Source organism: Synechococcus lacustris str. Tous (assembly GCF_003011125.1).
GTDB lineage: Bacteria > Cyanobacteriota > Cyanobacteriia > PCC-6307 > Cyanobiaceae > Synechococcus_D > Synechococcus_D lacustris.
The window spans coordinates 1-26,421 of sequence record NZ_PXVC01000013.1; the positions used below are offsets into that span (position 1 = coordinate 1).

Annotated in this window: 20 protein-coding genes, 1 tRNA gene and 2 pseudogenes; 14 read left to right on the forward strand and 9 right to left on the reverse strand. The window is 51.0% G+C overall.

Annotated elements, in window-relative coordinates; all coding sequences use genetic code 11:
- The 3 genes and pseudogenes from C7K08_RS04665 to C7K08_RS04675 form a co-directional block, all read left to right on the forward strand.
- Positions 1–165: pseudogene (locus C7K08_RS04665) on the forward strand (photosystem II q(b) protein); the annotation flags it as partial.
- A 94-nt stretch (positions 166–259) separates the two neighbouring features.
- Positions 260–943 carry a GDSL-type esterase/lipase family protein gene (locus C7K08_RS04670; RefSeq protein WP_106499492.1) on the forward strand — a complete coding sequence of 228 codons (684 nt, stop codon included), beginning with the start codon at positions 260–262 and terminating at the stop codon, positions 941–943.
- Between the two features lie 6 nt (positions 944–949).
- Complete coding sequence (locus C7K08_RS04675) at positions 950–1,549, forward strand: AAA family ATPase (RefSeq protein WP_106499493.1); 600 nt, start codon at positions 950–952, stop codon at positions 1,547–1,549.
- Here the strand turns inward: C7K08_RS04675 and C7K08_RS04680 are convergent.
- A complete protein-coding gene (locus C7K08_RS04680; RefSeq protein WP_106499494.1) occupies positions 1,546–2,595 on the reverse strand; it encodes a Gfo/Idh/MocA family protein in 1,050 nt (349 codons plus the stop codon). The genes C7K08_RS04675 and C7K08_RS04680 overlap by 4 nt on opposite strands.
- Positions 2,596–2,615: 20 nt before the next feature.
- A tRNA-Thr gene (locus C7K08_RS04685) sits at positions 2,616–2,687 on the reverse strand.
- A gap of 41 nt (positions 2,688–2,728) precedes the next feature.
- Between C7K08_RS04685 and C7K08_RS04690 the strand changes: the two genes are divergently transcribed.
- Positions 2,729–2,977, forward strand: coding sequence for a DUF3493 domain-containing protein (locus C7K08_RS04690; RefSeq protein ID WP_106499495.1), 249 nt, complete (start codon positions 2,729–2,731; stop codon positions 2,975–2,977).
- 335 nt (positions 2,978–3,312) lie between these two features.
- On the opposite strand, the pseudogene infB reads toward C7K08_RS04690, so the two are convergent.
- The 5 genes and pseudogenes from infB to nblD all read right to left on the reverse strand — a co-directional run bounded on the left by infB (position 3,313) and on the right by nblD (position 8,988).
- Positions 3,313–6,422, reverse strand: a pseudogene (gene infB, locus C7K08_RS16725) (translation initiation factor IF-2).
- 62 nt (positions 6,423–6,484) lie between these two features.
- Positions 6,485–6,766, reverse strand: coding sequence for a YlxR family protein (locus C7K08_RS04700; protein ID WP_106499521.1), 282 nt, complete (start codon positions 6,764–6,766; stop codon positions 6,485–6,487).
- Between the two features lie 5 nt (positions 6,767–6,771).
- Positions 6,772–8,112, reverse strand: coding sequence for a transcription termination factor NusA (nusA, locus tag C7K08_RS04705; protein ID WP_106499496.1), 1,341 nt, complete (start codon positions 8,110–8,112; stop codon positions 6,772–6,774).
- A 53-nt stretch (positions 8,113–8,165) separates the two neighbouring features.
- Positions 8,166–8,633, reverse strand: coding sequence for an LSm family protein (locus tag C7K08_RS04710; protein WP_106499497.1), 468 nt, complete (start codon positions 8,631–8,633; stop codon positions 8,166–8,168).
- 115 nt (positions 8,634–8,748) lie between these two features.
- Positions 8,749–8,988, reverse strand: coding sequence for an NblD family protein (nblD, locus tag C7K08_RS04715; RefSeq protein WP_206603813.1), 240 nt, complete (start codon positions 8,986–8,988; stop codon positions 8,749–8,751).
- Positions 8,989–9,045: 57 nt separating this feature from the next.
- Between nblD and C7K08_RS04720 the strand changes: the two genes are divergently transcribed.
- Genes C7K08_RS04720 through rpiA form a run of 3 tightly spaced genes read left to right on the forward strand, consistent with a single transcriptional unit; the run spans position 9,046 to position 11,680 of the window.
- The gene (locus C7K08_RS04720; RefSeq protein WP_106499499.1) at positions 9,046–9,789 is read left to right on the forward strand and encodes a metallophosphoesterase; all 744 of its coding nucleotides are present in this window, start codon (positions 9,046–9,048) and stop codon (positions 9,787–9,789) included.
- Between the two features lie 12 nt (positions 9,790–9,801).
- Positions 9,802–10,914, forward strand: coding sequence for a trypsin-like peptidase domain-containing protein (locus C7K08_RS04725; protein WP_390625593.1), 1,113 nt, complete (start codon positions 9,802–9,804; stop codon positions 10,912–10,914).
- A 52-nt stretch (positions 10,915–10,966) separates the two neighbouring features.
- Positions 10,967–11,680, forward strand: a complete 714-nt coding sequence (rpiA, locus tag C7K08_RS04730; protein ID WP_106499500.1) for a ribose-5-phosphate isomerase RpiA — start codon at positions 10,967–10,969, stop codon at positions 11,678–11,680.
- Here the strand turns inward: rpiA and hisD are convergent.
- Positions 11,670–12,968 (reverse strand): histidinol dehydrogenase, encoded by a 1,299-nt coding sequence (gene hisD / locus C7K08_RS04735; protein WP_106499501.1) that lies wholly within the window; start codon positions 12,966–12,968, stop codon positions 11,670–11,672. The genes rpiA and hisD overlap by 11 nt on opposite strands.
- 94 nt (positions 12,969–13,062) lie before the next feature.
- On the opposite strand from hisD, the gene rpsT reads away from it, so the two are divergent.
- The 7 genes from rpsT (at position 13,063) to rlmN (ending at position 25,131) form a co-directional block, all read left to right on the forward strand.
- Positions 13,063–13,377: a 30S ribosomal protein S20 gene (rpsT, locus tag C7K08_RS04740; protein ID WP_106499502.1), complete on the forward strand. Its 315-nt coding sequence runs from the start codon at positions 13,063–13,065 to the stop codon at positions 13,375–13,377.
- 36 nt (positions 13,378–13,413) lie between these two features.
- A complete protein-coding gene (locus C7K08_RS04745) occupies positions 13,414–14,223 on the forward strand; it encodes a TatD family hydrolase (protein WP_106499503.1) in 810 nt (269 codons plus the stop codon).
- 244 nt (positions 14,224–14,467) lie between these two features.
- On the forward strand, positions 14,468–17,758 hold the full coding sequence (rpoB, locus tag C7K08_RS04750; RefSeq protein WP_106499504.1) for a DNA-directed RNA polymerase subunit beta: 3,291 nt from the start codon (positions 14,468–14,470) through the stop codon (positions 17,756–17,758).
- A gap of 47 nt (positions 17,759–17,805) precedes the next feature.
- Positions 17,806–19,710: a DNA-directed RNA polymerase subunit gamma gene (locus tag C7K08_RS04755; protein ID WP_106499505.1), complete on the forward strand. Its 1,905-nt coding sequence runs from the start codon at positions 17,806–17,808 to the stop codon at positions 19,708–19,710.
- 58 nt (positions 19,711–19,768) lie between these two features.
- A complete protein-coding gene (locus C7K08_RS04760) occupies positions 19,769–23,890 on the forward strand; it encodes a DNA-directed RNA polymerase subunit beta' (protein ID WP_106499506.1) in 4,122 nt (1,373 codons plus the stop codon).
- A gap of 3 nt (positions 23,891–23,893) precedes the next feature.
- The gene (locus C7K08_RS04765) at positions 23,894–24,067 is read left to right on the forward strand and encodes a chlorophyll a-b binding domain-containing protein (RefSeq protein ID WP_106499507.1); all 174 of its coding nucleotides are present in this window, start codon (positions 23,894–23,896) and stop codon (positions 24,065–24,067) included.
- A complete protein-coding gene (rlmN, locus tag C7K08_RS04770) occupies positions 24,058–25,131 on the forward strand; it encodes a dual-specificity RNA methyltransferase RlmN (protein WP_106499508.1) in 1,074 nt (357 codons plus the stop codon). The genes C7K08_RS04765 and rlmN overlap by 10 nt, the downstream gene beginning before the upstream one ends.
- A gap of 2 nt (positions 25,132–25,133) precedes the next feature.
- On the opposite strand, the gene C7K08_RS04775 is transcribed toward rlmN, so the two are convergent.
- Entirely contained in the window at positions 25,134–26,399 is a 1,266-nt protein-coding gene (locus C7K08_RS04775) for an AmpG family muropeptide MFS transporter (RefSeq protein ID WP_106499509.1), read from the reverse strand.
- Between the last annotated feature and the right edge of the window lie 22 nt (positions 26,400–26,421).

Consider the following 26,421-nt stretch of genomic DNA (forward strand, 5'->3'; position numbering starts at 1 on the left):
ATCCTGGATTCCCAGGGCCGTGTGCTAAATACCTGGGCTGACATCTTGAACCGCGCTGGTTTGGGTATGGAAGTAATGCACGAGCGCAATGCTCACAACTTCCCCCTCGACCTTGCAGCAGCTGAAAGCGCTCCTGTAGCCCTAACCGCCCCTGCAATCGGTTGATCACTAACTAAGCAAACGCTTAATTAGAGGAATAGAAATCGCCCCCGCTAACGCGGGGGCTTTTTAATGGTTACCCCTACTTCTGCAGGGCAGGATGAAAACTGCGGCGAAATTTATTGCATTTGGTGATAGTGGCGTCTTCGGCTGGGGCGATAGCGAAGGTGGCGGTTGGGTGGAGCGCTTACGCCGCCATTGGATGCCCAGGTTGCAGGCGCCAGTTTTATATAACCTTGGAGTGAGAGGCGATGGTCTTGAACGCCTCAGTAATCGGCTCAACAATGAGTTCATGGTCCGCGGAGAGTTGCGTCGTCAAAAGCCCCAAGGCATGTTGATTGCTGTTGGGATTAATGATGCTGCCCGCATAGGTAGATGTGACGGCAGGCAGCAATTAGATCCTGCTGCTTTCCTATTTGGCTTTGAGCAGCTGTTGATAAATGCAAAATGTTTGGCGCCGGTTTTCGTGGTGGGGCTAACGCCAGTTAATGAAGCGGTGATGCCTTTTGCTAATTGTTTATGGTATTTAAATCGTGATCTGGATCTTTATAATCGTCTAATTGAGGAAGCTTGTTTAGGGGCAAATGTGCCATTTCTAAGGCTTTGGGATGGAGAGATAAGCGCCACTGAAAATGTGCCATTGGAATGGTCTAAACGTCTTTGCAGTGATGGGATCCATTGCAATAGTGCTGGCCATGAATGGATATTTGAGCAGGTGAGCTGCTGGCCGGAGCTATTGTTATGGGCCGGGCTGCCGCCCGAGGGTTTCTGCAGGCTTAATTAGAAAATTATGCGCATTGCAATTTCTGGTTCCCATTCGCTCGGTAAATCAACAGTGGTTAGGGACTGGCTTCATTCCAATCCTGATTATTTATGGGAGGATGAGCCCTATAGGGTTCTATCTTTTAATGGTCCCTATGAAATTGCCTTTCAAGACAAGTCAACCAGGTTGCATAATGGCTTGCAACTATTCTATAGTATTAGCAGGTTGCATAGATATGATTCCAGTGAATGCAATGTGATATTTGATCGCTGTCCGATTGACTATCTTGCCTATTCTCAATACACCGCATTCCAAGCCACAACGGATATAGATAAGGAGTTTGTGCTAACGATGGTAGATGCTGTTCGAGAATCTTTGGATCATCTTGACATTCTTGCTTTTATACCTATTTCTGAGCAGTGGCCCGTGCCCATGGAGGATGACGGAATCAGGCCTCCCGACCTGGAATATCGCAATAGCGTGGATATGATCTTTAAGCAGATATATAGAGATGGCTTGTTTGATCTGTTGCCAGCCTTTGAAAAGCTCAAGTTGATCGAATTAGTGGGTGATTCAGAATTGCGATTGAAACAAATCCAGCTGGCAATTGAGAGTATTAATGCTTAGCCGCTTTGCTGGTTCATGATAATCGGAGTGCCAATGCGAGCCGATTCAATAATCGCATCTGCCAGTTGCAGGCCATTTATGGCATGTTCAAGATTAGCTGTTTCTGATTCAACCCCCTGGCTTGCGCACTTCACGAAATCATCTAATTCTTCTCGCAATGCTCCATAAATCCTACCGTTATATTCCGGCCACAGAATGCTATCTGGTGAGCTGGTTCCCGATGAATCCCATATTTTTAAGGGGCTATCTAGTGATCTCAGCTGCACTGTTTTGTTGCTGCCCACAACCACTAATTCGGCATCAATGCAGCCGTTCCAGTTGCTAGTGGTAACATTCGCCGGCGCCCCTGGGGGAACAAACCAGCTGGTTTCTGTAATGCCAATGCAGCCATTTTCAAACTTTATCAGGGCAATGCAGGCCTCTGGTGATAAGTAATTGCCCAATCGGCGCTCATGGGCAAAAACACTAATTGGTTTGCTTCCTGTGAGCCATAGTAATAAATCTAGATCATGAATTGATGATTCGTAAATGGTGTGTACTTTCTCTGCCGTTGCTGTAAACCAAGAACGGCTTAAATTCCGTTTAGTGCGGATGGAAATCAGCTCACCAAGATCTTTTTGATGGATTTGCTGATGGATAATTCTGTGATTAAGTTCATATCTTAATATGAGGCCAACCTGTAGTATTGAGCCACTATTTTCGGCAGCCTGTTTTAAGTTTTGAGCATTTTTGTAATTTGAGGCAAGTGGTTTTTCTATGAATACAGGTTTGCCTGTGGCAAGTGCTTGCAAGCAATGTTGCTCATGTTGATCGTTGGGGGTTACTATTACGATTGCATCAAGATCAGGATCCTTGATTAGTTCTTCTGCTTCTTTGTATCGACATTTAACACCATAAAGCTCACCAATTTCCTCTAGTTGTTCGGGGCGTGTTTCAGCAATAGCTAATAATTCAACATTTGCCATTGAGCTCAATACCTTGGCATGCATGATGCCAAATCGACCCAAACCGGCTAAACCAATTCTCAATTGATAGCTTGGTTTCATTTGAAGGCATGTTTTCTATAAGCCGGTGACTGGATTTGAACCTGCGACCTACTGATTACGAATCAGTTGCTCTACCCCTGAGCTACACCGGCATAACAGCCAAATTAGCATCGCAAAAGCAATCAATTTTCCAATGACAGATCCTTCTCGCTTAGATCCAGAGTTACGCAAACGGCTACTCCAAGAGGCTCGCACCCCCTGGAGAAGCCTGCGCAGGGCCCTCTGGTTTGCCCTTTTCGCCTCCGCCGCAGTTGGAGCCGCCACCATGGCTATGCGCGGTGCCAGCGGTGGTTTGGTCCCCCTCACGGATCTCGGCATCCAAGTGGCTGCTTTGTTGCTCAGTGCTGTTTTGATCTGGTTTGATCGCAATCGCGAAACGTAAAAGCGGGCGGAATTGCCATTGAATTAGCAGTAGTAAACCAAAAGCCCAAAGCAAGCTTTCGGTGCGGCTTTGCCCTTGCCAAGGGGTGAGCTGATTAAATGACCCAGCCCGTTGATCAAACCAGATCAAAATTGGCAATTGAATTAGGGCAGTACTAAATAACAACAGTTTATTTAATCCGCTTAGAATTTGAGGCAGCAAAATAGCAACTGCCCACAGCAAAAGTATTTCTAACTTTGGCGCTGGCCCCGGATCGCTTGCGGCAAGTATTAGTTGCAGCAGCAACAATTCCAACGGGAGCAAGCCAAGGCTGAGCAGCGGCAGCCAAGCAGCCATTAGCTACTAAGGGTGCGGCGTTGGGTGACCATTTTGTAAGCCACTATGCGATCACCATCTTGCCAATCGGCAAACCGATCGCAGCCGATGCCACATTCAAAGCCTGTATTTACTTCTTTAACATCATTTTTAACACGTTTTAGTGAATCAAGATCGCCGGCATAAACCTGTTGTTTACCGCGGAATAGGCGGAATTTACAGTTTCTTTGCAAGCTACCACTGGTTACATAGCAACCAGCAACTGCGCTCTTACCGATGCTGAATACTGCCCGCACTTCAGCTTCGCCAAGGGGTTGTTCCACCAATTCAGGTTCCAGCAGGCCTTCCATGGCAAGCTGAATATCCTCTAGAAGTTTGTAGATAACATCGTAATCGCGAACATCAACCCCAGCTGCTTCCGCAGCCCGTTTAGCTCCAGATGCTAAAGAGGTGTTGAAGCCAATAATTACGGCACCAGATGCAAAGGCTAAATCCACATCTGTTTCGGTGATTTCACCGGGGGCGGAGAGTAGAACTCGCACTTGAACCTCCCCTTGGGGCAGTTGTTCAAGCATGCCAAGAATTGCCTCAACACTACCTTGAACATCAGCCTTAAGTATTAAGTTGAGCTCCTTGAGTTCACCTTCGCTTGCTTGGCCAGACATCGAAGTAAGTGATACCCGCCTTGATGCCATCTGCTGGGCCAAACGGGTGGCTCTGGCTTCGCTGGCGCGATCACCAACCACTGCCCTGGCTGCTTTCTCATCGGTATAAACCTCAAATTCATCCCCTGCTGCCGGCACCTCACTGAAGCCCAGCACCTCAACTGCCGATGAGGGACCAGCCTGTTTTACCCGTTTGCCAGTGTCGTCTACCATCGCTTTCACCTTGCCCAATACCGGGCCTGCCGCCAAAACATCCGAAGGACGCAAGGTGCCGTTTTGAATTAGGAGTGTGGCCACAGGACCCTTGGCTTTATCGAGGTGGGCTTCGATAACAGTTCCCTTGGCCATTCGATCTGGATTTGCCTTTAGATCTTCTACCTCGGTAACTAAAAGAATCATTTCCAAAAGGGAATCAATTCCGGTTCCTTTAAGTGCACTTACGGGCACCATCACAGTGTCACCACCCCAATCTTCTGGCAGGAGATTTTGATCCGAAAGTTCTTGTTTTACTCGATCAAGTTGGGCGCCTTCTTTATCAACCTTGTTGATGGCCACCACAATAGGAACTTCAGCCGCTCGAGCATGGCTAATTGCTTCAAGGGTTTGGGGTCGTACGCCGTCGTCTGCTGCAACCACCAACACGGCAACGTCGGTTACCTTTGTGCCTCGAGCCCGCATGGCCGTGAAGGCTTCGTGGCCAGGGGTATCTAGGAAAGTAACTGTGCGCTGTTCATCCCCGTGGGGTACATCCACCTGATAGGCACCGATATGTTGGGTGATGCCACCAGCTTCACCTGCGGCCACACGGGTTTTTCTAATCGCATCAAGAAGGCTGGTTTTACCGTGGTCTACGTGGCCCATCACCGTTACCACCGGCGGCCTGCGAATTAGGTGCTCAAGGTCGCTTGCCTCGATCATTTCTACGGTTTTCTTTGCCGCTTCTTCAACATCGTCTTGAAGAACAGGAACACCAAATTCCTCGGATACTGTCTCGATTGTTGAGAGGTCGAGGGTTTGGGTAACAGTGGCAATAATTCCCTTGAAAAATAGGGATTTAATAATTTCGGAACTCTCAACACTAAGCATGTCTGCTAATTCCTGAACGGTGAGATTTCCCTCAGGAATAACAAGCATCTCAGGCCTTACCTGTTTGGCATCACGGGCGGCACGCAATTCCATTGCCCGGCGCCGTTGCCTTTGACGGGTGGTTTCTTTTTTGCGGCGGCGTAAAGCAACTGGTTTTGCTCCCCCACTGCTGGGCGAAACCCTTGGTTTGCTGGGTCTTGCAAGACTGGCTTGAAGCACAACTGCTTCCTGCTCTCCGGCAAAACCACTGGTTTCAGCAGTTAAGGAGTCGTCATTTTCACCAATGATGTGAACTTTTTGGCGTTGCTTTTGGGGCGTGCGGCTCCGCAATGCTTCCAATTTGGCGCTGTCGTCCCAATCAGGGCGCCGTGGTTTGCCTGCGGCAGTACCTGGGGCAGCAGCTGGGCGAAATCCTGGCCGCTTGGGGGGCGCATTGGGCGCAGTAGGTGCCCCTGGGCGTGTTGGCGCTTCACTGCCTGGCCTGCTTGGTACAACGCGCCTAGGCCCCTCGGGGGCGGGTCCCCGTGGGGCTCCAGGTTTCTGGAGTTGCATCAATTCGCCAGGTGCCACAGGCTTACGCATGGCGCTGGGCCCTGGCCTTGTGGGAGGGGCGGCCGGATCCCGTCGCATTGGTTTACCAACCAATTCCAGCGATGAAGCTGGAGGGCGACCGTCGGGTTCACCGCGACGGGGTTGGGCTGGTGCTCCCGCTCTGATAACTGGTGCGCCAGGTCTTTGTGGGGCAGGGGGGCGTTGCGGCGCTGCGGCACGCATGGGTACCGCTGGACGGTTTTGATCACCACCCCTGGTGGTTGTTTGACCGGGGCGACTGGGTTGCGATTTGCCCGGTGCGGCTGTGGGCCTTGCTGGTTTTGAAATCACCACAGGCTTTGGCGCTGGAGGCTTGATCGTGGCCACTGGCTTGGGAACCACCACTGGCTTGGCGACCACCACTGGCTTGGCGGGTGCCGCTGGCTTGGCGACCACCACTGGCCTGGCAGGCACCACAGGCTTGGCGACCACCACTGGCCTGGCAGGCACCACAGGCTTGGCGGGCACCACGGCTTGGCAAACACCACAGGCTTGGCGGGCACCACTGGCTTGGCAGGCACCACTGGCTTGGCTGGGGCACTCACAACAGCCACTGGTGCTGAGGGGCCATCGGCAGTTGCTTTTTTAACCGTGAGGATTTTGCTGGCTGCTGGAGCCGCTTGGCCCTTTAAAAGGGTGCGAATTTTGGCTGCTTCGCCATCGCTGATGGAGCTGCTGTGGCTTTTCGCCGCAATCGACAGCTTCTCCGCAGCCTCGAGCACATCTCGGTTGTCGAGACCAAGGTCTCGCGATAGCTCATAGATCCGGACTTTGCCGCCGCTCGTCATGCAGGTCTCCAATGGACGGGGCACCATGTGCCTCCGTGCCCGTCACAATGACGGGACGGTATTCATATTGCCTGAAGGGTTGCCGAAAAGGCCGAATCCCTCTGCCCCAGCCTTGCGGCGAGGGTGCTGTAAACGGCTTCTTCAACGTTCACCCGTAGGGCCCGTTGTAATTTTCGCCGTTTGCGTGCATCTTCCAGGCATGGCTGCGTTTGGCAGAGATAGGCCGAACGGCCCATGCCCTGGTCAAGCTGCACACCTGCGCCCCCCGCTAGTCGCACCACTCGCCATAGGTGCTGGCGATCAACCATGCTACGACAGGAAATGCAGCGTCGGAGAGTGGCCATTGGGTTCACCGAACCTCAGTTGATTGTTCTTCGCCATTGGCATCTTCGAGATAATCTTCTTCTATGGGATAGAGCTCACGCAAACGTGCATCCTCTTCGGCGCGGGTTGCTTGCTCCGCCTCTAAACGCGCTTCAGCTTCAGCTTGTTGACGTTCATCCTCTTGACGCAATTCGATAAGTTCAGCAACTTTTTCGTCCTCGGAGGGTTGGTCGTATTCAGCTGAATTTTTAATATCTATTTTCCAACCGGTTAAGCGAGCGGCAAGCCGCACATTTTGCCCCTCCCTGCCGATCGCCAAACTGAGTTGATCGGGCGGCACAAGCACATGGGCATGTTGCCCTTCTGGATCTACTAATCGCACCATTTCCACCCGTGCAGGGCTGAGCGAATTGGCAAGATATTGAGCTGGATCAGCAGACCAACGAACAACATCAATTTTTTCACCCCGCAATTCGTTTACAACCTGTTGAATTCGAGAGCCGCGGGCACCAATGCAAGCACCAACCGGGTCTACCTCGCGCTCAACGCTGTCAACAGCAACCTTTGTGCGAGGGCCCACAGCTCTTGATGGTGGATTCGCTTCTCTGGCAACGGCAACTATTCGCACTGAACCCTCTTGGATTTCAGGTACTTCATTCTCAAATAAATAAACCACAAGGCCTGCATTGGAGCGGCTTACAAACATTTGAGGGCCACGCCTTGCAATTTCTGAAACCTCTTTAAGAAATACCTTAAAAGTGGCATTAGCCCGATAGTTGTCATTTGGCAGTTGATCTCTGCGGGGGAGTTCTGCCTCCACTTCAGGTCTGCCAAGGCCGCTGCTAACAGCCATAATTACGCTCTGTCGTTCAAAACGTATAACCCGTGCAGTGAGTACTGGATCCTCTAGGTCTGCAAATTCTTCCTGGATCATTCGTCTTTGTTGATCCCTTAGCTTTTGGGCTAATACCTGCTTGGTGGCAGCGGCTGCCATGCGGCCGAATTCATCTTTTTCCGGGGTTACATCTAATACAACCGTGTCGCCAAGTTGTGCGTCATCTGCAACCTGTTGAACTTCTTCAAGTGCTATTTGATGATCTTCACTTTCAACTTCTTCCACAATTATTTTAGAAGCAAGAACGCGAAAACCCTCTTCATCTAGATCTAGACCAACGTCGAAGTTGCTAAAATATTCCTCATCAAATGGATCTTCACTAATGCCCAAATAAAGCGTGCGTCGATAACGTTCATAGCCTTTCAATAGCGCTTCGCGCAATGCTGCTTCCACAACGTTTGGAGGTAGCTTTTTCTCTTCGCTGATGTCGTCGATTAGGGTTGATAAACCCGGCAGCATTACGAGCGCCATAACTAAAATTCTCGGAGTGTGGGAAGAAAAGAAAAATTGGTATGTAAAGGGGCTTAGGTCTCGGGGCTACTCAGGCGAACTTCGAGTACCTCTGGTATTGGAATTCGCACAATTCGGCCCCGAAGATTGATCTCCACTGCTTTGGCGTCACGGCCGAGTAAGGAGCCCTCGCGGCGAAGTTCAGTGCCGGAGCTGTCCCGATGCAGAACACTCACAGGAAAACCGCGAAAACTGCGGAAGTCCCGATCATCTTGAAGCACTTCCCCCACCCCAGGGCTGGTTATTTCAAGAACATAGGCCCCAGGGATTAGGGATTCCAATTCCAATGCTTCGCTGAAAGCACCACTGAAAGTGGCGCAATCATCGAGGCTGATGCCAGTGCCATTGCTTCTAGCCAATGCAATAACTAAAGCTTGGGGGTTGCGATGGCTATGTAGAGCAACGGTTTCGATGCAAAACCCCATTGGAGAAGCAACGCTAGACGCGAGCTTTTCAAGAGGGGTAATTAGGGGATGGGCCAAGGGCAGGGAACTCGAGGGGCCTCCCGGCCCCGCAATCGCAAGTTATTAACGATTGCCCAAAACCTTTAGCCAAGGGGCTCAAGGTTTTGGAATGCCTGCCGGGCACATCAAGATCTTAAGGGTTGAGCTCAATGGGAGGGGCTTCACCGTAGAAGTCTGTGGGGTTTGGCTCACTGCGTAAGGTGGGGTTTGAATTAATGCATCCCCCCCTTTCCTGGGCGTATTGGCATACTCGTGCCCATAGTTTTGCCCGGCTGCCGTTGGCACCGGCGCTAAAGCGCACTTCATTGGCCGACCCCAAGGCTGGGTCGATCGTTGCATTACACAAAGGGCAGACTTGGGCAGGGTTAGCCAAGATTTAAAAGCTGATCCCTAAAGGTTAAGTCCCCTATCAGGCCATAACGGTTTTTTTATGACCGTTTCTTTGCTTCAGCTCAGCGATCCCCACCTGCTGGCCAATCCCAGCGGCTGGTATCGAGGTGTGCAACCCCTGGTGAACTTTAAGCGTGGTTTACAAATGGCCCTTAGCCAGATCCCACGCCCACCTGATTTATTGCTGCTAACTGGTGATTTGTGTCAAGACGAAAGCTGGGCTGGCTATGGAATGCTGCGGGATGTTTTAGAAGCATTTGCCTTGCCAACGGCTCTCCTTGCCGGCAACCACGACCATCCCCAGTTATTGAGGTGTTGCTTAGCACGAACGGCCCAGGTTGCTCCGGCTTTGATTTCTTTGGGCGAGTGGAACCTGTTGATCTTGGATAGCCACTGGCCTGGGGCGGTTGATGGTTGGGTTTCGCAAAGCCAGCTGCAATGGGCAACAACTGCCTTGAGCAAAAAGCAACCAGCCTTGTGCAAACAAAAAAATCCCTTGATTGTGGCTGTGCATCATCCCCCAGAAGATCAGCGGGAGGGTGACGCTTTGCTCACTGCATTGGCCGATCTTGCACCACTGAAAATCGTCTTGATGGGACATATCCATCAGCATCGCCGCAACCTTTGGGCTGAAACCGTTTTGCTTGGTTGCCCATCAAGCTTGATCCAGTTCAATCCCACCCAAATGTGCCCTTTGGGTTTGCCCCATCAATGTGGGGGCCGTTTTTTAGAATTGGAAGGGGACGGCAGTTGGCGTGAAACACTGCTGCGCTGGCCTAACTAGGCTCATGCAGTATTGGCTTTAAAACAATTGCTGCGGGTTTGTTTAGCGATTATTTATTGCCTTGGGATTGCCTTGGTGAAACCAGCTCCAGCTTTTGCTGAGCATGGTTTTGTGGCCCAAGCTGTTGCCCGAACCGCCCCTGCGGTGGTTCGCATCGATACCGAGCGTGAGGTTCGCAATCGCGGCTTTGAGCCAGGTTTGGAAGATCCCTTGCTGCGGGAATTATTCGGAGATCTACCCAGTAGCCACCGGGAAAATGGTCAGGGTTCTGGAGTGTTGATTTCAGCTGATGGCTTGGTATTAACCAATAACCATGTGGTTGATGGGGCTGACCGCGTACAGGTAACGCTTGCTGATGGACGTCAACTCGATGGCGCTGTTGTGGGTACAGACCCCGTAACTGATTTGGCAGTAGTGCGGCTTCCAGATGGCACTAAAGGTCTTAAACCAGCTGCATTGGGTGATTCGAATGATTTGGCTCCCGGGGATTGGGCCATCGCTTTGGGTAATCCCTACGGCCTAGACAGCACAGTGACACTCGGCATTGTTAGCAGTTTGCACCGCAATATTTCAAGCCTTGGCTTTACCGATAAAAGATTGGAGTTAATCCAAACTGATGCCGCCATCAATCCAGGAAATTCAGGGGGGCCGCTATTAAATGAAGCAGGGGAAGTGATTGGCCTCAATACTCTTGTGCGGGCTGGGCCTGGTGCTGGATTGGGCTTTGCCATACCGATTAATTTGGCCCGCGGGGTGGCTCAAAGCTTGGCCACGGGCACTCCCGTGGTGCATCCCTATTTGGGCTTGCAACTGGTGCCCTTAACGGCGAGCAAAGCCAGAGACCATAATTCCGATCCCAATGCTCTCCTGCAGCTACCTGAGCGGGATGGCGCCTTAGTTCAACAGGTATTACCCCAGAGTCCTGCAGCAAAAGCGGGCCTTCATCGGGGTGATTTGGTTATCTCTGCCGGCCAAAAACCAGTTCATGCACCTGCTGATTTATTGGCGGTGGTGGAGGGTTCAAAGGTTGGTGAAGCGTTGGACTTAGAAGTGTTGCGCGGTGAAGAAAGCCTGAAATTGCCCATTCGTCCGGCACCCCTGCCAGAAGCAGCGGCCCAGGGATAAGAGGTGCCGAATAGCTTCCATTGCTAGGTTCGGCCCAACCAAAGAAGAAGCGATGACAACCCTGCAAGATCAGATGAAGCAGGCCGTAGCTCTGGCCGCAGTGGATCAAATCAGCAGTGGGATGGTGCTTGGGCTTGGCTCTGGCTCTACCGCGGCTTTAATGATTAAAGAACTGGGAGCCCGCCTGAAAGATGGCCGCTTAAAGGATTTAGTTGGTGTTACCACCTCGTTTCAGGGGGAGGTGCTTGCCGCTGAGTTAGGCATTCCGCTCCAGGCTCTAAATGCGGTTGATCGTATTGATTTGGCCATAGATGGCGCAGATGAAGTAGATCCTGGTTTTCAATTAATTAAGGGTGGTGGTGCCTGCCATGTGCAGGAAAAGCTGGTAGCCGTTAGGGCTGAGCGATTTGTGGTGGTGGTTGATGCCAGCAAAGTTGTGCAAACCCTCAATCTTGAGTTCCCATTGCCTGTGGAGGTGTTGCCTGGGGCGTGGCGTCAGGTGCAAGCCCAGTTGAACAGCATGGGCGGTGAGGCTCAGCTGCGCATGGCTGTAAAAAAGGCGGGCCCCGTGGTTACCGACCAGGGTAATTTGGTGTTGGACGTGAAGTTTGCAGGCGGTATTAATGAACCAGCTGATTTAGAATTAGCAATAAATAACTTGCCGGGGGTTCTGGAAAATGGCCTATTTATTAATCTCGCCGATCAAGTTTTAGTAGGTGAAATTATTGATGGAATGCCGAGAGTTAGAGATTTGGCTAAGGGTTAATCTCTAAACGTAACCGCACGGATTCCCTGTGGCTGTGCAACCCCTCGCTGGCGGCAAGCTCCATTATTGCTGGCCCGGTTGCTTGCAATGCCCTCTGATTAAAGCCGATTAAACTAGTGTGATGCATAAATGTTTCAACACTTAGGGCACCGCTAAAGCGAGCAGTACCGGAGGTGGGCAGGGTGTGATTTGGCCCCGCTAAATAATCCCCAGCTGCTTCAGGTGTGTATTTACCCAAAAAGATGGCGCCAGCTTGTTGAATGCGATCTGCCAGGGCTTCAGGATCTTTAACTTGTAGCTCTAAATGTTCAGGTGCGAAGCGATCGGATAACTCTGCCGCCTCTTCAATGCTGTTGCAGAGCACTACTAAGCCCCAATCTCGAATGGAAGCACTGGTTAGTTCCTTCCTAGGGTGGTTTTCCAGTTGCCTTTCAACTTCAAGCGGCACGGCTTGGGCCAGCTGCGGGCTGGTGGTTAGCAAGATGGCAGCTGCGAGGGGATCGTGTTCCGCTTGGGCTAGTAGATCTGCGGCCACCAAAACTGGGTCTGCACTGTCGTCGGCAATGATTAAAACCTCGCTTGGGCCCGCTAGGGAGTCGATGCCAACCCGCCCAAATACTGCTTTTTTGGCCAGGGTTACATATAAGTTGCCCGGCCCAGTAATCACATCAACCTGAGCAATGCTCTCGGTGCCAAAGGCAAGGGCTGCAATTGCCTGGGCGCCCCCAACTCGGTAGATCTCATCAATGCCGGCCAAGTGGGCGGCCGCTAGAACCGTTTGATTGATTTCACCATCGGCGCCCGGTGGGGTAACCATCACCCTCTGCTTTACCCCGGCCACTAGGGCAGGGATGGCGTTCATCAATACGGTGCTTGGGTAGGAGGCGCGGCCACCTGGCACGTATAGGCCCGCCCGATGCACCGGCCGCCAACGACGTTTAAGCGTTTCGCCGTAGGGGCCATTTATCTCCAGGTTGTTTGGCAATTGTTGAAGATGAAAAGCGCGGATCCTTTCATTTGCAAGCTGCAGCGCCTGTTGTAGAGGGGCGGGAGTGAGTTGCCATGCCCGCTCAAGGGCCTCTGGGGGCACCCGCAATTCATTGATGGCTACGCCATCAAAACGTTCGGTGTAATCCCTTAGCGCCTTGTCGCCCTCTCGTTTAACCCGTTCGATGATCGAATCAACGGTGAAACGCACCTCCTGCAATTTGGGGCTTTCTGTGCGGTTTTCAATGGCCACCAGCAATGGGGCTGCTGCCCTTGGATCGCTTAGTAGCTTCAGCAACATGGCTGCGTAATTGAGCTGTGTAAATCAAGCTACCGTTTGATGGGTATGCAAGGCGCTAGGATTTTCGTTTGCCGTTCCGCGCCGAGAACCCCCTGTGGCCAATAACAAGTCTGCTGAGAAGCGCATCCAGATTGCTGAGCGCAACAGGTTGCAAAACCGCACCTACAAATCTGCGTTGCGCACCCTGATGAAGCGTTGCTTCAGCGCCTGTGAGGCCTACGGCAGCAAGCCCGGGGCTGAATCCAAAGTGGTTGTGCAGGATTCACTGAGCGCTGCCTTCAGCAAAATCGATAAGGCTGTGAAAGTGGGTGTGATGCATCGCAATACCGGTGCAAATCAAAAATCCCGTTTGAGTGCAGCGGTAAAAAAAGCAACACAAGAACTCGCTGCGCCAACAAAAGCGGTTTGATTCCATAATCGGATCAGATATTCTTGATCCTTAAAAGTGACGGTTCAACCCCTGCTGCCACTAATCGACAGCCACTGTCACATCGTTTTTAGGGAATTTGACGACGACCTAGCGGTAGTGGCTGAGCGATGGCGCAAGGCTGGGGTTTGCGCCCTGCTGCATGCCTGCGTTGAACCGGCTGAAATCCCTGGCATTAGAGCCCTAGCTGATCGCTTCCCTGAATTGCGCTATTCAGTTGGCGTTCATCCCCTCGATCCCCAGCATTGGGCAAGCAATACGGTTGATGTTTTGAGGGAGGCGGCCCTTGCTGATAGCAGGGTGGTGGCCATAGGTGAACTAGGACTTGATCTATATCGAGCTACGAATTTGCAAGATCAGTTGCAGATGCTCACGGCTCAATTGAATTTGGCTGAAGAGTTGCAGTTGCCGGTGATCATCCATTGCCGCGATGCGGCAGCGGAAATGGTGGATTTACTGCAATCCCGCAAAAGCAAGGGCCATCACATATCCGGGGTGATGCACTGCTGGGGGGGAACAGCCGCGGAGATGGAGTTGTTCCTGGAATTCGGTTTATTTATCAGCTTCAGCGGCACAGTTACCTTTCCAAAAGCCCAAGAAACCCACCAATGCGCCCGCCAGGTGCCGGCAACGCGTTACCTAGTGGAAACCGACTGCCCATTCCTGTCGCCCGTGCCCAGGCGCGGCAAGCGAAATGAACCGGCCATGGTGCTCCATGTGGCTGAGCGGGTAGCTGAATTAAGGGGTGAGAGCCTTGAGCAGGTGTGCCTACAAAGCAGTGCCAATGCGGCCCAGCTTTTTGCATTGCCTTATCAGGCTCCTGCCTAGGTTTCGCTTTCCCGACATCTTCCTTGACAGAACCGGGGGGCATCTGGGTAAGATTAACCATTGGCCTCCGACTTCGCGGGCTTTGTTGCCGAAGGTTCCCCTGGTCTCCATCCATTGAGCAATTGCTGATCAAGGCCGCCCCCTGCTCACGTGGGGGGCGGCCCTTGGCTTGGCGATGCGCAGATGTGAGAGCAAGGGCTTTTATCAACAGTTTTTATTCCACTTCCGTTCTGCAGGTCTACGCATGAGCAGCGCGATTCAAGTCGCCAAGACTGCCACATACCTCCCTGATCTCGTGGAGGTACAACGCGGGAGTTTCAAATGGTTTTTAGAGAAAGGTTTGATCGAGGAGCTTGACAGCTTTTCGCCAATAACCGACTACACCGGCAAACTTGAGCTCCATTTTGTTGGCACGGAGTATCGCCTAAAACGCCCTCGCCATGATGTGGAAGAGGCGAAGCGTAGGGATGCAACTTTTGCTTCCCAGATGTATGTAACCTGTCGATTGGTTAATAAGGAAACCGGCGAAATCAAAGAGCAAGAGGTTTTCATTGGCGAATTGCCTCTGATGACTGAAAGGGGTACGTTTATTATTAATGGTGCCGAAAGGGTAATCGTTAATCAAATTGTACGCAGTCCCGGTGTATATTTTAAGGATGAACAGGATAAGAACGGTCGCAAAACTTACAATGCTAGTTTAATACCTAATCGTGGAGCGTGGCTCAAGTTTGAAACTGATAAGAACGATTTGTTGCATGTGCGTGTTGATAAAACCCGCAAAATTAATGCCCATGTAATGATGCGGGCTATCGGCCTATCTGATAACGATGTTCTCGATAAATTACGCCACCCTGAGTATTACCGTAAGTCTATTGAAGCGGCTAACGAAGAAGGAATTTCTTCTGAGGATCAAGCGCTTCTCGAGCTTTATAAAAAGCTAAGGCCGGGGGAACCACCCTCTGTTAGCGGTGGTCAACAGCTATTGCACAGTCGCTTTTTCGACCCCAAGCGTTACGACCTTGGTAGGGTTGGCAGATACAAAATCAATAAAAAATTACGCCTCACAATCCCCGATGCGGTAAGAACACTCACCCCTGAGGATGTGCTTTCAACGATTGATTACTTAATCAATCTAGAATTAGATGTGGGTGGTGCCACCCTCGACGACATTGATCACCTTGGTAACCGCCGCGTTCGTTCCGTTGGTGAATTACTTCAAAATCAGGTGCGGGTTGGCTTAAACCGGCTCGAGCGAATTATTAAAGAGAGGATGACTGTTGGTGAAACCGATTCTTTAACACCCGCCCAATTGGTTAATCCTAAGCCTCTAGTGGCAGCGATCAAAGAATTCTTTGGTTCCAGCCAGTTAAGTCAGTTTATGGATCAAACAAATCCCCTGGCAGAACTTACCCACAAAAGGCGTATCAGCGCCCTTGGCCCCGGGGGACTTACTAGAGAGAGGGCTGGCTTTGCCGTACGTGATATTCACCCTTCCCACTACGGGCGCATTTGTCCAATTGAAACACCGGAAGGTCCTAATGCTGGCCTGATTGGTTCATTGGCTACCCATGCACGGGTTAATGAATATGGATTTATTGAAACACCATTTTGGCGGGTGGAAAATGGCCATGTAATTAAAACCGGCGACCCTATTTATATCGCCGCCGATTTAGAAGATGAATGCAGGGTTGCCCCCGGCGATGTGGCAACTGATTCAGATGGAAAAATTACCGCTGAGTTGGTGCCTGTTCGTTATCGCCAAGATTTTGAAACGGTGCCCCCAAATCAGGTGGACTATGTGCAGTTGTCACCTGTTCAGGTGATTTCAGTTGCTACTTCCCTGATTCCTTTCTTGGAGCACGATGACGCCAACCGGGCTCTGATGGGCTCAAACATGCAAAGGCAGGCGGTGCCTTTACTTAGGCCCGAGCGACCTCTTGTTGGCACTGGCTTGGAAACCCAAGTGGCGAGGGATTCGGGAATGGTGCCGATCACCAATGTGAATGGTGAAGTTGTATTTGTTGATTCAACCCAAATCATTGTTCGTGATGATCAGGGAAATGATCACTATCACCTGCTTCAAAAGTATCAGCGTTCAAATCAAGATACTTGCTTAAACCAAAGGCCAATCGTTGGCCAGGGCGACAAGGTTATAGCTGGTCAGGTTTTAGCAAATGGCTCCGCTTGCGAAGGTGGTGAAATTGCCCTTGGTCAGAATGTATTGGTGGCGTATATGCCATGGGAAGGCTACAACTATGAGGATGCAATCCTTGTTAGCCAGCGATTAGTACGCGAAGATTTATACACATCTGTACACATTGAAAAGTATGAAATTGAGGCTCGCCAAACAAAGCTGGGACCTGAGGAAATAACCAGGGAAATTCCTAATGTGGCTGAGGAAAGCCTTGGCAACTTGGATGAAATGGGTATTATTAGAATTGGTGCTTTCGTTGAAAGTGGTGATATTTTAGTGGGTAAAGTTACCCCTAAAGGTGAATCGGATCAACCCCCTGAGGAGAAACTTCTAAGGGCCATATTTGGCGAAAAAGCCCGTGATGTTCGTGATAATTCCCTGAGGGTTCCTAATACAGAAAGAGGTAGGGTTGTAGACGTTCGCATCTACACCCGCGAACAGGGTGACGAGTTGCCGCCGGGGGCAAACATGGTGGTGCGTGTTTACGTTGCCCAGCGCCGCAAGATTCAAGTTGGCGATAAAATGGCTGGTCGCCATGGCAATAAAGGCATCATCAGCCGCATTCTTCCCCTTGAAGATATGCCTTATCTGCCCGATGGCACCCCCATAGACATCGTGCTCAATCCCCTTGGCGTACCTAGCCGCATGAATGTGGGCCAGGTTTTCGAATGCCTAATGGGTTGGGCTGCAGATAACCTCCATTCCCGATTCAAGATCGTGCCTTTTGATGAAATGCACGGCGCAGAAAAATCGCGGGAAACCGTTCAGATGTATCTGGAGGAAGCCAGGAAGCAGCCCGGCAAAGACTGGGTTTATAACCCCGATAATCCCGGCAAAATCCAATTGGTTGATGGCCGCACCGGCGAGCCCTTTGATCAGCCGGTAACCGTTGGCAGGGCATACATCCTCAAGCTTGTGCACCTGGTAGACGACAAAATCCACGCCCGCTCCACCGGTCCCTACTCCTTGGTTACCCAGCAACCTCTGGGGGGCAAAGCTCAACAGGGCGGCCAGCGCCTTGGTGAGATGGAGGTTTGGGCCCTTGAGGCCTATGGCGCCGCCTACACCCTGCAGGAATTGCTCACGGTTAAATCCGACGACATGCAAGGTAGAAACGAAGCGCTCAATGCGATCGTTAAGGGCAAACCAATCCCCCGCCCAGGCACACCTGAATCGTTCAAGGTGTTGATGCGAGAGCTGCAATCCCTCGGCCTTGATATTGCTGTTTACACAGATGAAGGAGCTGAGGTGGATTTGATGCAAGACGTCAACCCTCGCCGCAGCACCCCCAGCCGGCCCACCTATGAATCCCTTGGCGTAGCCGACTACGACGAGGATTAATCCACCCGCTTAAAAATTGACCTGAAGCCCCCCTTTGCCCTCCGGCCATGACCAACAGCAACACCCGTACCGAAAGTCACTTCGACTACGTCAAAATCACGCTCGCTTCCCCAGAGCGCATCATGGATTGGGGCCAGCGCACCCTTCCTAACGGCCAGGTGGTGGGCGAAGTTACCAAGCCGGAAACCATCAATTACCGCACCCTTAAGCCGGAGATGGATGGGCTGTTTTGCGAGAAGATTTTTGGCCCTTCCAAGGATTGGGAATGCCATTGCGGCAAGTACAAACGGGTGAGGCACCGGGGCATTGTTTGTGAACGCTGTGGTGTGGAAGTTACCGAAAGCCGCGTGCGCCGCCATCGCATGGGCTTTATTAAGCTCGCTGCCCCCGTATCCCATGTTTGGTATTTGAAGGGTATCCCAAGCTATGTGGCAATTCTTTTAGACATGCCCCTTCGGGATGTGGAGCAGATTGTTTATTTCAACTGTTATGTAGTGCTTGAACCCGGTGATCATAAAACACTCAAATATAAACAACTTCTCACTGAAGACGAGTGGCTTGAGATAGAAGATGAGATTTTTGCTGAAGATTCTGAAATCGAAAATGAGCCAGAAGTTGGCATCGGTGCAGAAGCCCTCAAGCGGCTTTTAGAAGATCTTGAACTAGTGAAAATTGCGGAAGAATTGCGCGAGGATATTAATGGCAGCAAGGGGCAGAAACGCGCCAAACTTATCAAACGCTTGAGGGTAATTGATAATTTCATCGCAACAGGCGCGCGCCCTGAATGGATGGTTCTCGATGCCATCCCTGTGATCCCGCCCGACCTGCGGCCAATGGTGCAGCTTGATGGTGGTCGATTTGCTACTTCAGATCTAAACGACCTCTACCGCCGCGTTATTAACCGCAACAACCGTTTAGCAAGGCTTCAGGAAATTCTTGCGCCTGAAATCATTGTGCGCAATGAAAAAAGGATGCTTCAGGAAGCAGTTGATGCCCTGATTGATAATGGTCGCCGGGGCAGAACCGTAGTTGGTGCTAACAACAGGCCACTTAAATCCCTGAGCGACATCATTGAAGGTAAACAGGGCCGCTTCCGTCAGAATCTTCTTGGTAAAAGGGTTGATTATTCTGGCCGATCTGTAATCGTTGTGGGCCCTAAACTTAAAATGAATCAGTGCGGTTTGCCTAAGGAAATGGCAATCGAGCTATTCCAACCCTTTGTTATTCACCGTTTAATTCGTCAAAATATAGTTAACAATATAAAAGCTGCTAAGAAGATGATTCAAAGGGCAGATGATGAGGTTATGCAGGTATTGCAGGAGGTTATCGATGGCCATCCAATCATGTTGAATCGCGCCCCCACCCTGCACCGTTTAGGTATCCAAGCATTTGAACCAAAACTCGTAGATGGTAGGGCTATTCAGCTGCACCCCCTGGTGTGTCCTGCGTTCAACGCAGACTTCGACGGTGACCAAATGGCCGTCCATGTTCCCCTATCCCTTGAGGCTCAAACCGAAGCCCGAATGTTGATGCTGGCAAGCAACAACATTCTCTCGCCAGCTACAGGTGAACCGATTATCACTCCATCGCAAGATATGGTGCTGGGTTCCTACTATCTCACTGCAACCCGTAAAGAAAACCCAATACCTGAATTCGGTGATCGAGCATGGAGTTTTGCCAGCTTGAGTGATGTTTGTAATGCCTTTGCTGAAAAACGCATCAGCTTGCACGATTGGCTTTGGGTTCGATTTAGCGGTGAGGTGGAAGACGATGACGAAGCAACGGAACCCTTAAAGAGTGAAACCCTTAGCGATGGCACCAGGGTTGAGCAATGGAAATACCGTCGCGATCGCTTAGATGAAGATGGTGCGCTGATTAGTCGCTATCTTCTAACAACTACAGGTCGTGTGGTTATGAACCGCACAATCATCGATGCGGTGGCCACCAGGTAATACGCCCCTGCTTGTTTGAATTCAGCCAAATCTTCCTACCCCCCTCCTGTTAAAGGTCATGACCAGCACCTCCAAGCCCGCCGCCCGTAAATCTTCAAGTAAGTCGAAGGCAGCTAAGGCCGCAGAAGCCGCTGCTCTTGCGGCTGCAGAAGCCGCCGCAAAACGTGAGCCATCCAGGATTCCACCCCCCTTCCGAAATCGAATTATCGATAAGAAAGGTTTGCGTGGCTTAGTGGCTTGGGCTTACAAACACCATGGCACCGCAGCTACGGCCGCGATGGCAGACGATCTAAAAGATTTGGGCTTTCGCTTTGCTACCCAGGCGGCGGTTTCCATATCTGTAGATGATTTGAAAGTTCCCGACGACAAGCCCCAGTTGCTCGAGGATGCTGAAAAGCAGATTACCCAAACAGAGGAAAGATATCGTTTAGGTGAAATAACTGAAGTTGAAAGGCACACCAAGGTAATTGACACCTGGACTGAAACAAACGAACGTTTGGTTAATTCAGTTAAGCGCAACTTTGATGATAATTTCCCCCTGAATTCCGTATGGATGATGGCTAATTCTGGTGCCCGGGGCAACATGTCCCAGGTGCGTCAGTTGGTTGGCATGCGTGGCCTGATGGCCAACCCCCAAGGGGAGATTATCGACCTGCCGATTCGCACCAATTTCCGCGAAGGTTTAACCGTTACTGAATATGTGATCTCCTCCTATGGAGCGCGCAAGGGTTTGGTGGATACCGCCCTGCGCACCGCTGATTCCGGTTATCTCACCAGGCGTTTAGTTGATGTTGCCCAAGATGTAATCGTTCGGGAAGACGATTGCGGCACTGTGCGCAGCATCATCGTTGCGGCAGAAGATAATGGCCGTTATCGCAATCGTTTGCTCGGCCGATTGGTGGCTGAACCCGTTATTGATGCCGAAGGCACCGTGATAGCTGAACGGGACACAGAGATTGATCCAATTTTAAGTAAGCAGATTGAAAAAGCTGCCATCAAAGAAGTTCGTGTGCGTTCACCACTTACCTGCGAAGCCGCTCGTTCAGTTTGCCGCAAATGCTATGGCTGGGCCCTAGCGCATAACGAATTAGTTGATCTTGGTGAGGCGGTTGGCATTATCGCAGCCCAATCCATTGGTGAGCCTGGCACTCAGTTAACTATGCGCACTTTCCACACCGGTGGTGTGTCAACTGCTGAAACTGGTGTGGTTCGTTCTTTGGTGGATGGAATTGTTGAATTTGATTCAAAGGCTAAGGTTCGCCCCCACCGCACTCCCCATGGTGTGGAAGCTCAGATTGCAGAAGTTGATTTCAGCCTCACCTTAAAACCAACCACAAAAGGTAAAGCACAGAAACTAGACATCACCACAGGTTCTATTCTGTTTGTTGCTGATGGTGCAAGTGTTCCGAACGACATAATTCTGGCTCAGATTTCTAGTGGCGCTGCTGTTAAGAAGAGTATTGAGAAGGCAAGTAAGGATGTTATTTGTGATTTGGCCGGTCAAGTTCGCTATGAAGATGTAATTCAACCCAAGGAGGTTCCCGACCGCCAGGGCAACATCACCTTGAAGGCCCAGCGCTTAGGAAGGCTTTGGGTTTTTGGCGGCGACGTTTATAACTTGCCCCCCAATGCATTTCCGGTTGTTAAAGGTGCTAGCAATGTGCACAATGGCGATGTTCTAGCCGAAAGCAGGCAGATCAGTGAATATGGCGGCAGCGTAAGGCTAAGGGAATCTCAAGGCGATTCAAGGGAAGTTGAAATTGTTACTTCCAGCTTGTTATTAAAGGATTGCAAGCTTATTGCAACCACTACCCACAGCGGCCAGATCTGGCACCTTGAAGGTAAAGACAACATCAGATATCGCTTAAATACTGAGCCTGGTACAAAGATAGCCAATGGCGAGGTGATTGCAGAACTTACCGACGATCGCTTCCGCACTCAAACAGGCGGTTTGATTAAATTTGCCCCTGGCCTTGGTATTAAAAAAGCCCGTAGCGCAAAACACGGATATGAGGTTTCTAAAGGTGGAACCCTGCTCTGGATTCCCCAGGAAACCCATGAAATAAATAAAGATATATCCCTTCTGATGATTGAGGATGGCCAGTGGATTGAAGCTGGTACAGAGGTGGTTAAAGATATATTCAGCCAAACCGCAGGCATTGTTACTGTTACCCAGAAGAATGACATTCTACGTGAAATTATTGTTCGTTCTGGAACCCTGCATTTAGTAACTGATAGCAAGGTATTAAGCCGTTTTGCAGACGAGGGCAAGATGGTAAATCCGGGCGAAGAAATTGCAGCTGGATTGGTGGCTGAATCAATGCTATTTGTGGAATCCGTTGATACACCAGAAGGTGGGGCATTACTGCTCCGTCCTGTGGAGGAATACGCGATTCCTGATGAGGCTCACCTGCCCGAACTTGGCACCGTTAAACAAGCAAATGGTCCTTCCCTCGGCCTTAAGGCTGTGCAACGGCTTACCTTTAAAGATGCAGAATTAGTTAAATCAGTTGAGGGTGTTGAGCTTCTGCGTACCCAACTAATTCTTGAAACTTTTGATACCACGCCACAAATGACGGTAGACGTTGAGATGGTGCCTGATAAGCGGGCAAAAACCATCGATCGCCTCCAGCTTGTGATCCTTGAATCTCACCTGGTGAGGCGGGACACCCTTTCAGATGCCAGCCATGGCTCCACCCACACCGAAGTAAAGGTGGCTGATGGGGATTCAATAAAGCGAGGAGATGTTGTTGCAACTGTTCAAATCCTTTGCAAAGAAGATGGTGTTGTGCAACTTCCAGATAGCGTTGAAGGGGAGCCAATTAGGCGTTTGATAGTTGAAAGGCCAGATGATTTGTTGGTAGTTAAATTGCAAAATGAAAAGCCCAGCGCAGCCATTGGTCAACGCATTGTTGAAGGTGAGCAACTCGCTTCAGATCTAATCGCCCCCCATAGCGGTCAGGTGGAATCGATTGGGCCTGATTCGATCTCTCTAAGGGTGGGCCGCCCCTACATGGTTTCACCGGATTCCATCCTGCACGTGCGCGATGGCGACTTGGTGCTTCGCGGCGATACCCTTGCTCAGCTGGTGTTTGAGAGGGCCAAAACTGGCGATATTGTTCAGGGTTTGCCCCGTATTGAAGAATTGCTGGAAGCCCGTCGCCCCAGGGATTCAGCTGTGCTGTGCCGCAAGGCGGGCAGCGTGAAGATCGAACAGAAAGAGGATGAAGACGCCCCCACTGTTTCAGTGATTGAAGGTGATGAATTGAGCACTGAATATCCCATTTTGTTAGGGCGCACTGTGATGGTGAGCGATGGTCAATTGGTTGAATCTGGTGATCTCCTAACCGATGGCCCCATCAATCCCCATGAACTTCTTGAAGTTCTATTTGAGGATTTACGCTCGCGCAACGCATCTATGGATGCTGCTAATCAAGCCATTTCACGCTTGCAAACAGCGCTTGTTCAAGAGGTGCAAAACGTTTACAAGTCCCAGGGCGTAACCATCGACGATAAACACATCGAGGTGATTGTTCGCCAGATGACCAATAAGGTTCGTGTTGAGGACGCCGGTGATACAACCCTGCTTCCAGGTGAATTGATTGAATTGCGTCAGGTGGATCAAGTCAATCAGGCCATTGCCATTACCGGTGGTGCCCCTGCTGAATTCACCCCAGTGCTTCTTGGTATTACCAAAGCATCTCTGAACACCGATAGCTTCATCTCGGCTGCTTCCTTCCAAGAAACAACTCGCGTGTTAACTGAGGCGGCGATTGAAGGTAAGAGCGATTGGTTACGCGGCCTGAAGGAGAACGTAATCATCGGTCGTTTGATACCAGCGGGTACAGGCTTCAGTGGCTTTGAAGAGGAGTTGAGGGCAGAGGCCGGTCCCCATCCAGATATTCTCGATGAGGAAAATGCTAGTTACCGCAGAGCTAGTGCCCTCCGCCCCGACTACACAGTTGAGATGCCTCTGCCCCAGCCCACCGCTGCAGTGCTGGATGATCCCTCCGACGATGAACTCCAAGCCACCCGCAGTCGCCATGGCATAGCTGAAGGTAGTAATTTTGCTGCCTTTGCCCGTCCTGTGGGTGACGATTTGGATCAAGAGCAATTGCTGCCTGATCTAGAGGCACTTGAGGGTTTGCAGGAAGAAGGTTTACTCAGCGAGGACAGCTGATAGATGTCTACAACAACTCAACCCCTGCAACCTTCCCTGGTGCCTAGGCGCCAACTGCCCCGCTTTGGTTTTCATACCCATTGTGAATTAACGAATGGTCGCGCTGCAATGCTTGGTTTCATTGCTCTGCTAGCTGTTGAGATTTGGTTGGGGCATGGCCTATTGGTTTGGCCCTAAACGCACCACTTTTAGGTCTTGGTCGCCCTGCCCTTGAGCAATGGGTTCAGCAACGGGGGCAGGCGGCTTTTCGAGGCAGACAACTGCATGATTGGCTTTACAGCAAAGGTGTTCGAGATCTAGATCAGGTTTCAGTGCTGCCGAAGCAATTTCGGCAGCAATTATTGGCGGAGCCACCTGCTGATGCGTTTGATTGGATTGGTAGATCCCGGGAGCTGCAACGCAGTGTTGCCCTTGATGGCACTACCAAATTGCTGCTTGCCACCCACGATGGCCTCAGTATTGAAACCGTAGGTATCCCTAATCCAAATCGCTTAACCGTTTGCGTTAGCAGCCAAGTTGGTTGTGCCATGGCCTGCCGTTTTTGCGCCACCGGTAAGGGGGGCTTTCAACGCTCGCTTGCGTTGCATGAAATTGTTGATCAGGTTTTAAGCGTGCGGGAAGTGATGCAGCAGCGCCCAAGCCACGTGGTTTTTATGGGTATGGGAGAACCGCTTCTCAATATCGACGCAGTACTTGCTTCTATTGATTGCCTCTGTAGTGACTTGGGAATGGCCCAGCGTCAGATCACTATCAGCACCGTTGGTGTACCCAAAACCCTGCCAAAACTTGCGGCCCTAGCCCAGGAGCGCCTCGGGCGAACTCAGTTCACCCTAGCGGTTAGTTTGCATGCTCCAGATCAACAGCTAAGGGAGCAATTAATTCCCACTGCCCATGCCTATCCCCTTGAGATTTTATTAGAAGATTGCAAGCAATATGTATTAACAACAGGTAGGCGTTTGAGTTTTGAATACATTCTCTTGGGTGGTTTAAATGATCATCCTGCCCAGGCATTAGCCCTGGCTGATTTGGTGAGTGGCTTTCAGAGCCATGTGAATTTAATTGCCTACAATCCAATTGAAGAAGAAGAATTTCAAAGGCCTAGCCCAGCTGCAGTTGAGGCATTTCGCAGCAACCTCGAAGGCAGGGGGATTGCCGTGAGTGTTCGAGCCAGCCGAGGCCTTGATGCAGATGCAGCCTGCGGTCAGCTAAGGCGCCGATTTGCTACTTCCACATCTGCATAGGTTTAATTCAAATCCTTTGATGGATCAAATGCTCCCCGCGCCTCCCTTTCATGCCAAGGGGCCACAAAGGCGAGCAAAATAAAAGCAGGGATTGAAGCCGCTGCACTGAGTAGAAAGAATTCCGACCAACCCAACCTTTCCGCCAGCAATCCAGCAGGTGCCGATAGTAGTGAACGGCTTAGGGCGTAAATACCGGATAGAAGCGCGTATTGGGTTGCTGAATAGCGGGGATTACATAGGCTCATTAATAGGGCTACAAATACGGCACCAACCATTCCACCGCCAATATTTTCAAAACCAGCAGCGAGCATAAGAGCGAAAATCCCCCCCTTGAATTGTGCGATTGCCCAATAACTTAAATTTCCTGTTGCCCCCACCAAACTAAAAATCCATAGGGATCGATTCATGCCCAGATAACTAAATAAAACACCACCTAATATCGTTCCCAGCATCGTTGCTCCAATTCCCCATGCCCCCTGCACTAATCCAATTGTTGCTTCATCAAACCCATTGAGGCTTAGGAAGGGAATTGCCATTGCATTTAGCAATCCATCCGGCCAGCGGTAAAACAACACCAGCAGCAGCAACACCGGCGCTTTGCTAGAGCCGCTTCTTTTTAAAAATTCCCTGGCTGGGCCAAGCACCGCTTGGCGCAAGCTCACAACCGGTTGGCTTAGGGGCGGAATACTTGGGGCATTAATAGTGAATGGCACCACCAAAAGCATTAGGCCAGCTGCAGCGGCAAAGGCCGCAGGCCAGCCATAGGTGCCCGCCAATAAAAAACCACCAGAACTGATCACTAAGCCGGCAGCTCGATAACCAAGGGAGGCACTTGCCGCTCCAGCGCCCCGCTCCTCCTCTGCTAATAAATCGGTGCGATAGGCATCAATAACGATGTCTTGGCTGGCGCTACAAATTGCCAGGATTAAGGCAATTAAGCCAATGGCAGTTAGGGCGCCGGGGTTAGTGCTGGGTTGCAGCAGTGCCATCGATGCAATTACCAGCACCAGCAGTAATTGCATTAAAAGGATCCAACCCCTACGGCGATCGGGCCAGGGAATGGGCCAGCGGTCTAATAAGGGGGCCCAAAACAGCTTCAAGGTGTATGGCAATTCCGCCAGGGGCAATAGGCCAATCAATGGCAGCGGAATATTGCTGGCGGTTAGCCAGCCCTGAAGTAATTTGCTGCCCACCATGTAGGGAGCGCCGCTGGCTACCCCTTCCATCCCCACCGTGATGATCCGCCTGCTGCGGGCGCGATTGTTCATGGGGAGTTACACCAGGGGCAGC

Coding starts and splice junctions, on each gene's coding strand:
- C7K08_RS04670 (WP_106499492.1), top strand. CDS start 260: ATGAAAACTGCGGCGAAATTTATTGCATTTGGTGATAGTGGCGTCTTC.
- C7K08_RS04675 (WP_106499493.1), top strand. CDS start 950: ATGCGCATTGCAATTTCTGGTTCCCATTCGCTCGGTAAATCAACAGTG.
- C7K08_RS04680 (WP_106499494.1), bottom strand. CDS start 2,595: ATGAAACCAAGCTATCAATTGAGAATTGGTTTAGCCGGTTTGGGTCGA.
- C7K08_RS04690 (WP_106499495.1), top strand. CDS start 2,729: ATGACAGATCCTTCTCGCTTAGATCCAGAGTTACGCAAACGGCTACTC.
- C7K08_RS04700 (WP_106499521.1), bottom strand. CDS start 6,766: ATGGCCACTCTCCGACGCTGCATTTCCTGTCGTAGCATGGTTGATCGC.
- nusA (WP_106499496.1), bottom strand. CDS start 8,112: ATGGCGCTCGTAATGCTGCCGGGTTTATCAACCCTAATCGACGACATC.
- C7K08_RS04720 (WP_106499499.1), top strand. CDS start 9,046: ATGACCGTTTCTTTGCTTCAGCTCAGCGATCCCCACCTGCTGGCCAAT.
- rpiA (WP_106499500.1), top strand. CDS start 10,967: ATGACAACCCTGCAAGATCAGATGAAGCAGGCCGTAGCTCTGGCCGCA.
- hisD (WP_106499501.1), bottom strand. CDS start 12,968: ATGTTGCTGAAGCTACTAAGCGATCCAAGGGCAGCAGCCCCATTGCTG.
- rpoB (WP_106499504.1), top strand. CDS start 14,468: ATGAGCAGCGCGATTCAAGTCGCCAAGACTGCCACATACCTCCCTGAT.
- C7K08_RS04755 (WP_106499505.1), top strand. CDS start 17,806: ATGACCAACAGCAACACCCGTACCGAAAGTCACTTCGACTACGTCAAA.
- C7K08_RS04760 (WP_106499506.1), top strand. CDS start 19,769: ATGACCAGCACCTCCAAGCCCGCCGCCCGTAAATCTTCAAGTAAGTCG.
- C7K08_RS04765 (WP_106499507.1), top strand. CDS start 23,894: ATGTCTACAACAACTCAACCCCTGCAACCTTCCCTGGTGCCTAGGCGC.
- C7K08_RS04775 (WP_106499509.1), bottom strand. CDS start 26,399: ATGAACAATCGCGCCCGCAGCAGGCGGATCATCACGGTGGGGATGGAA.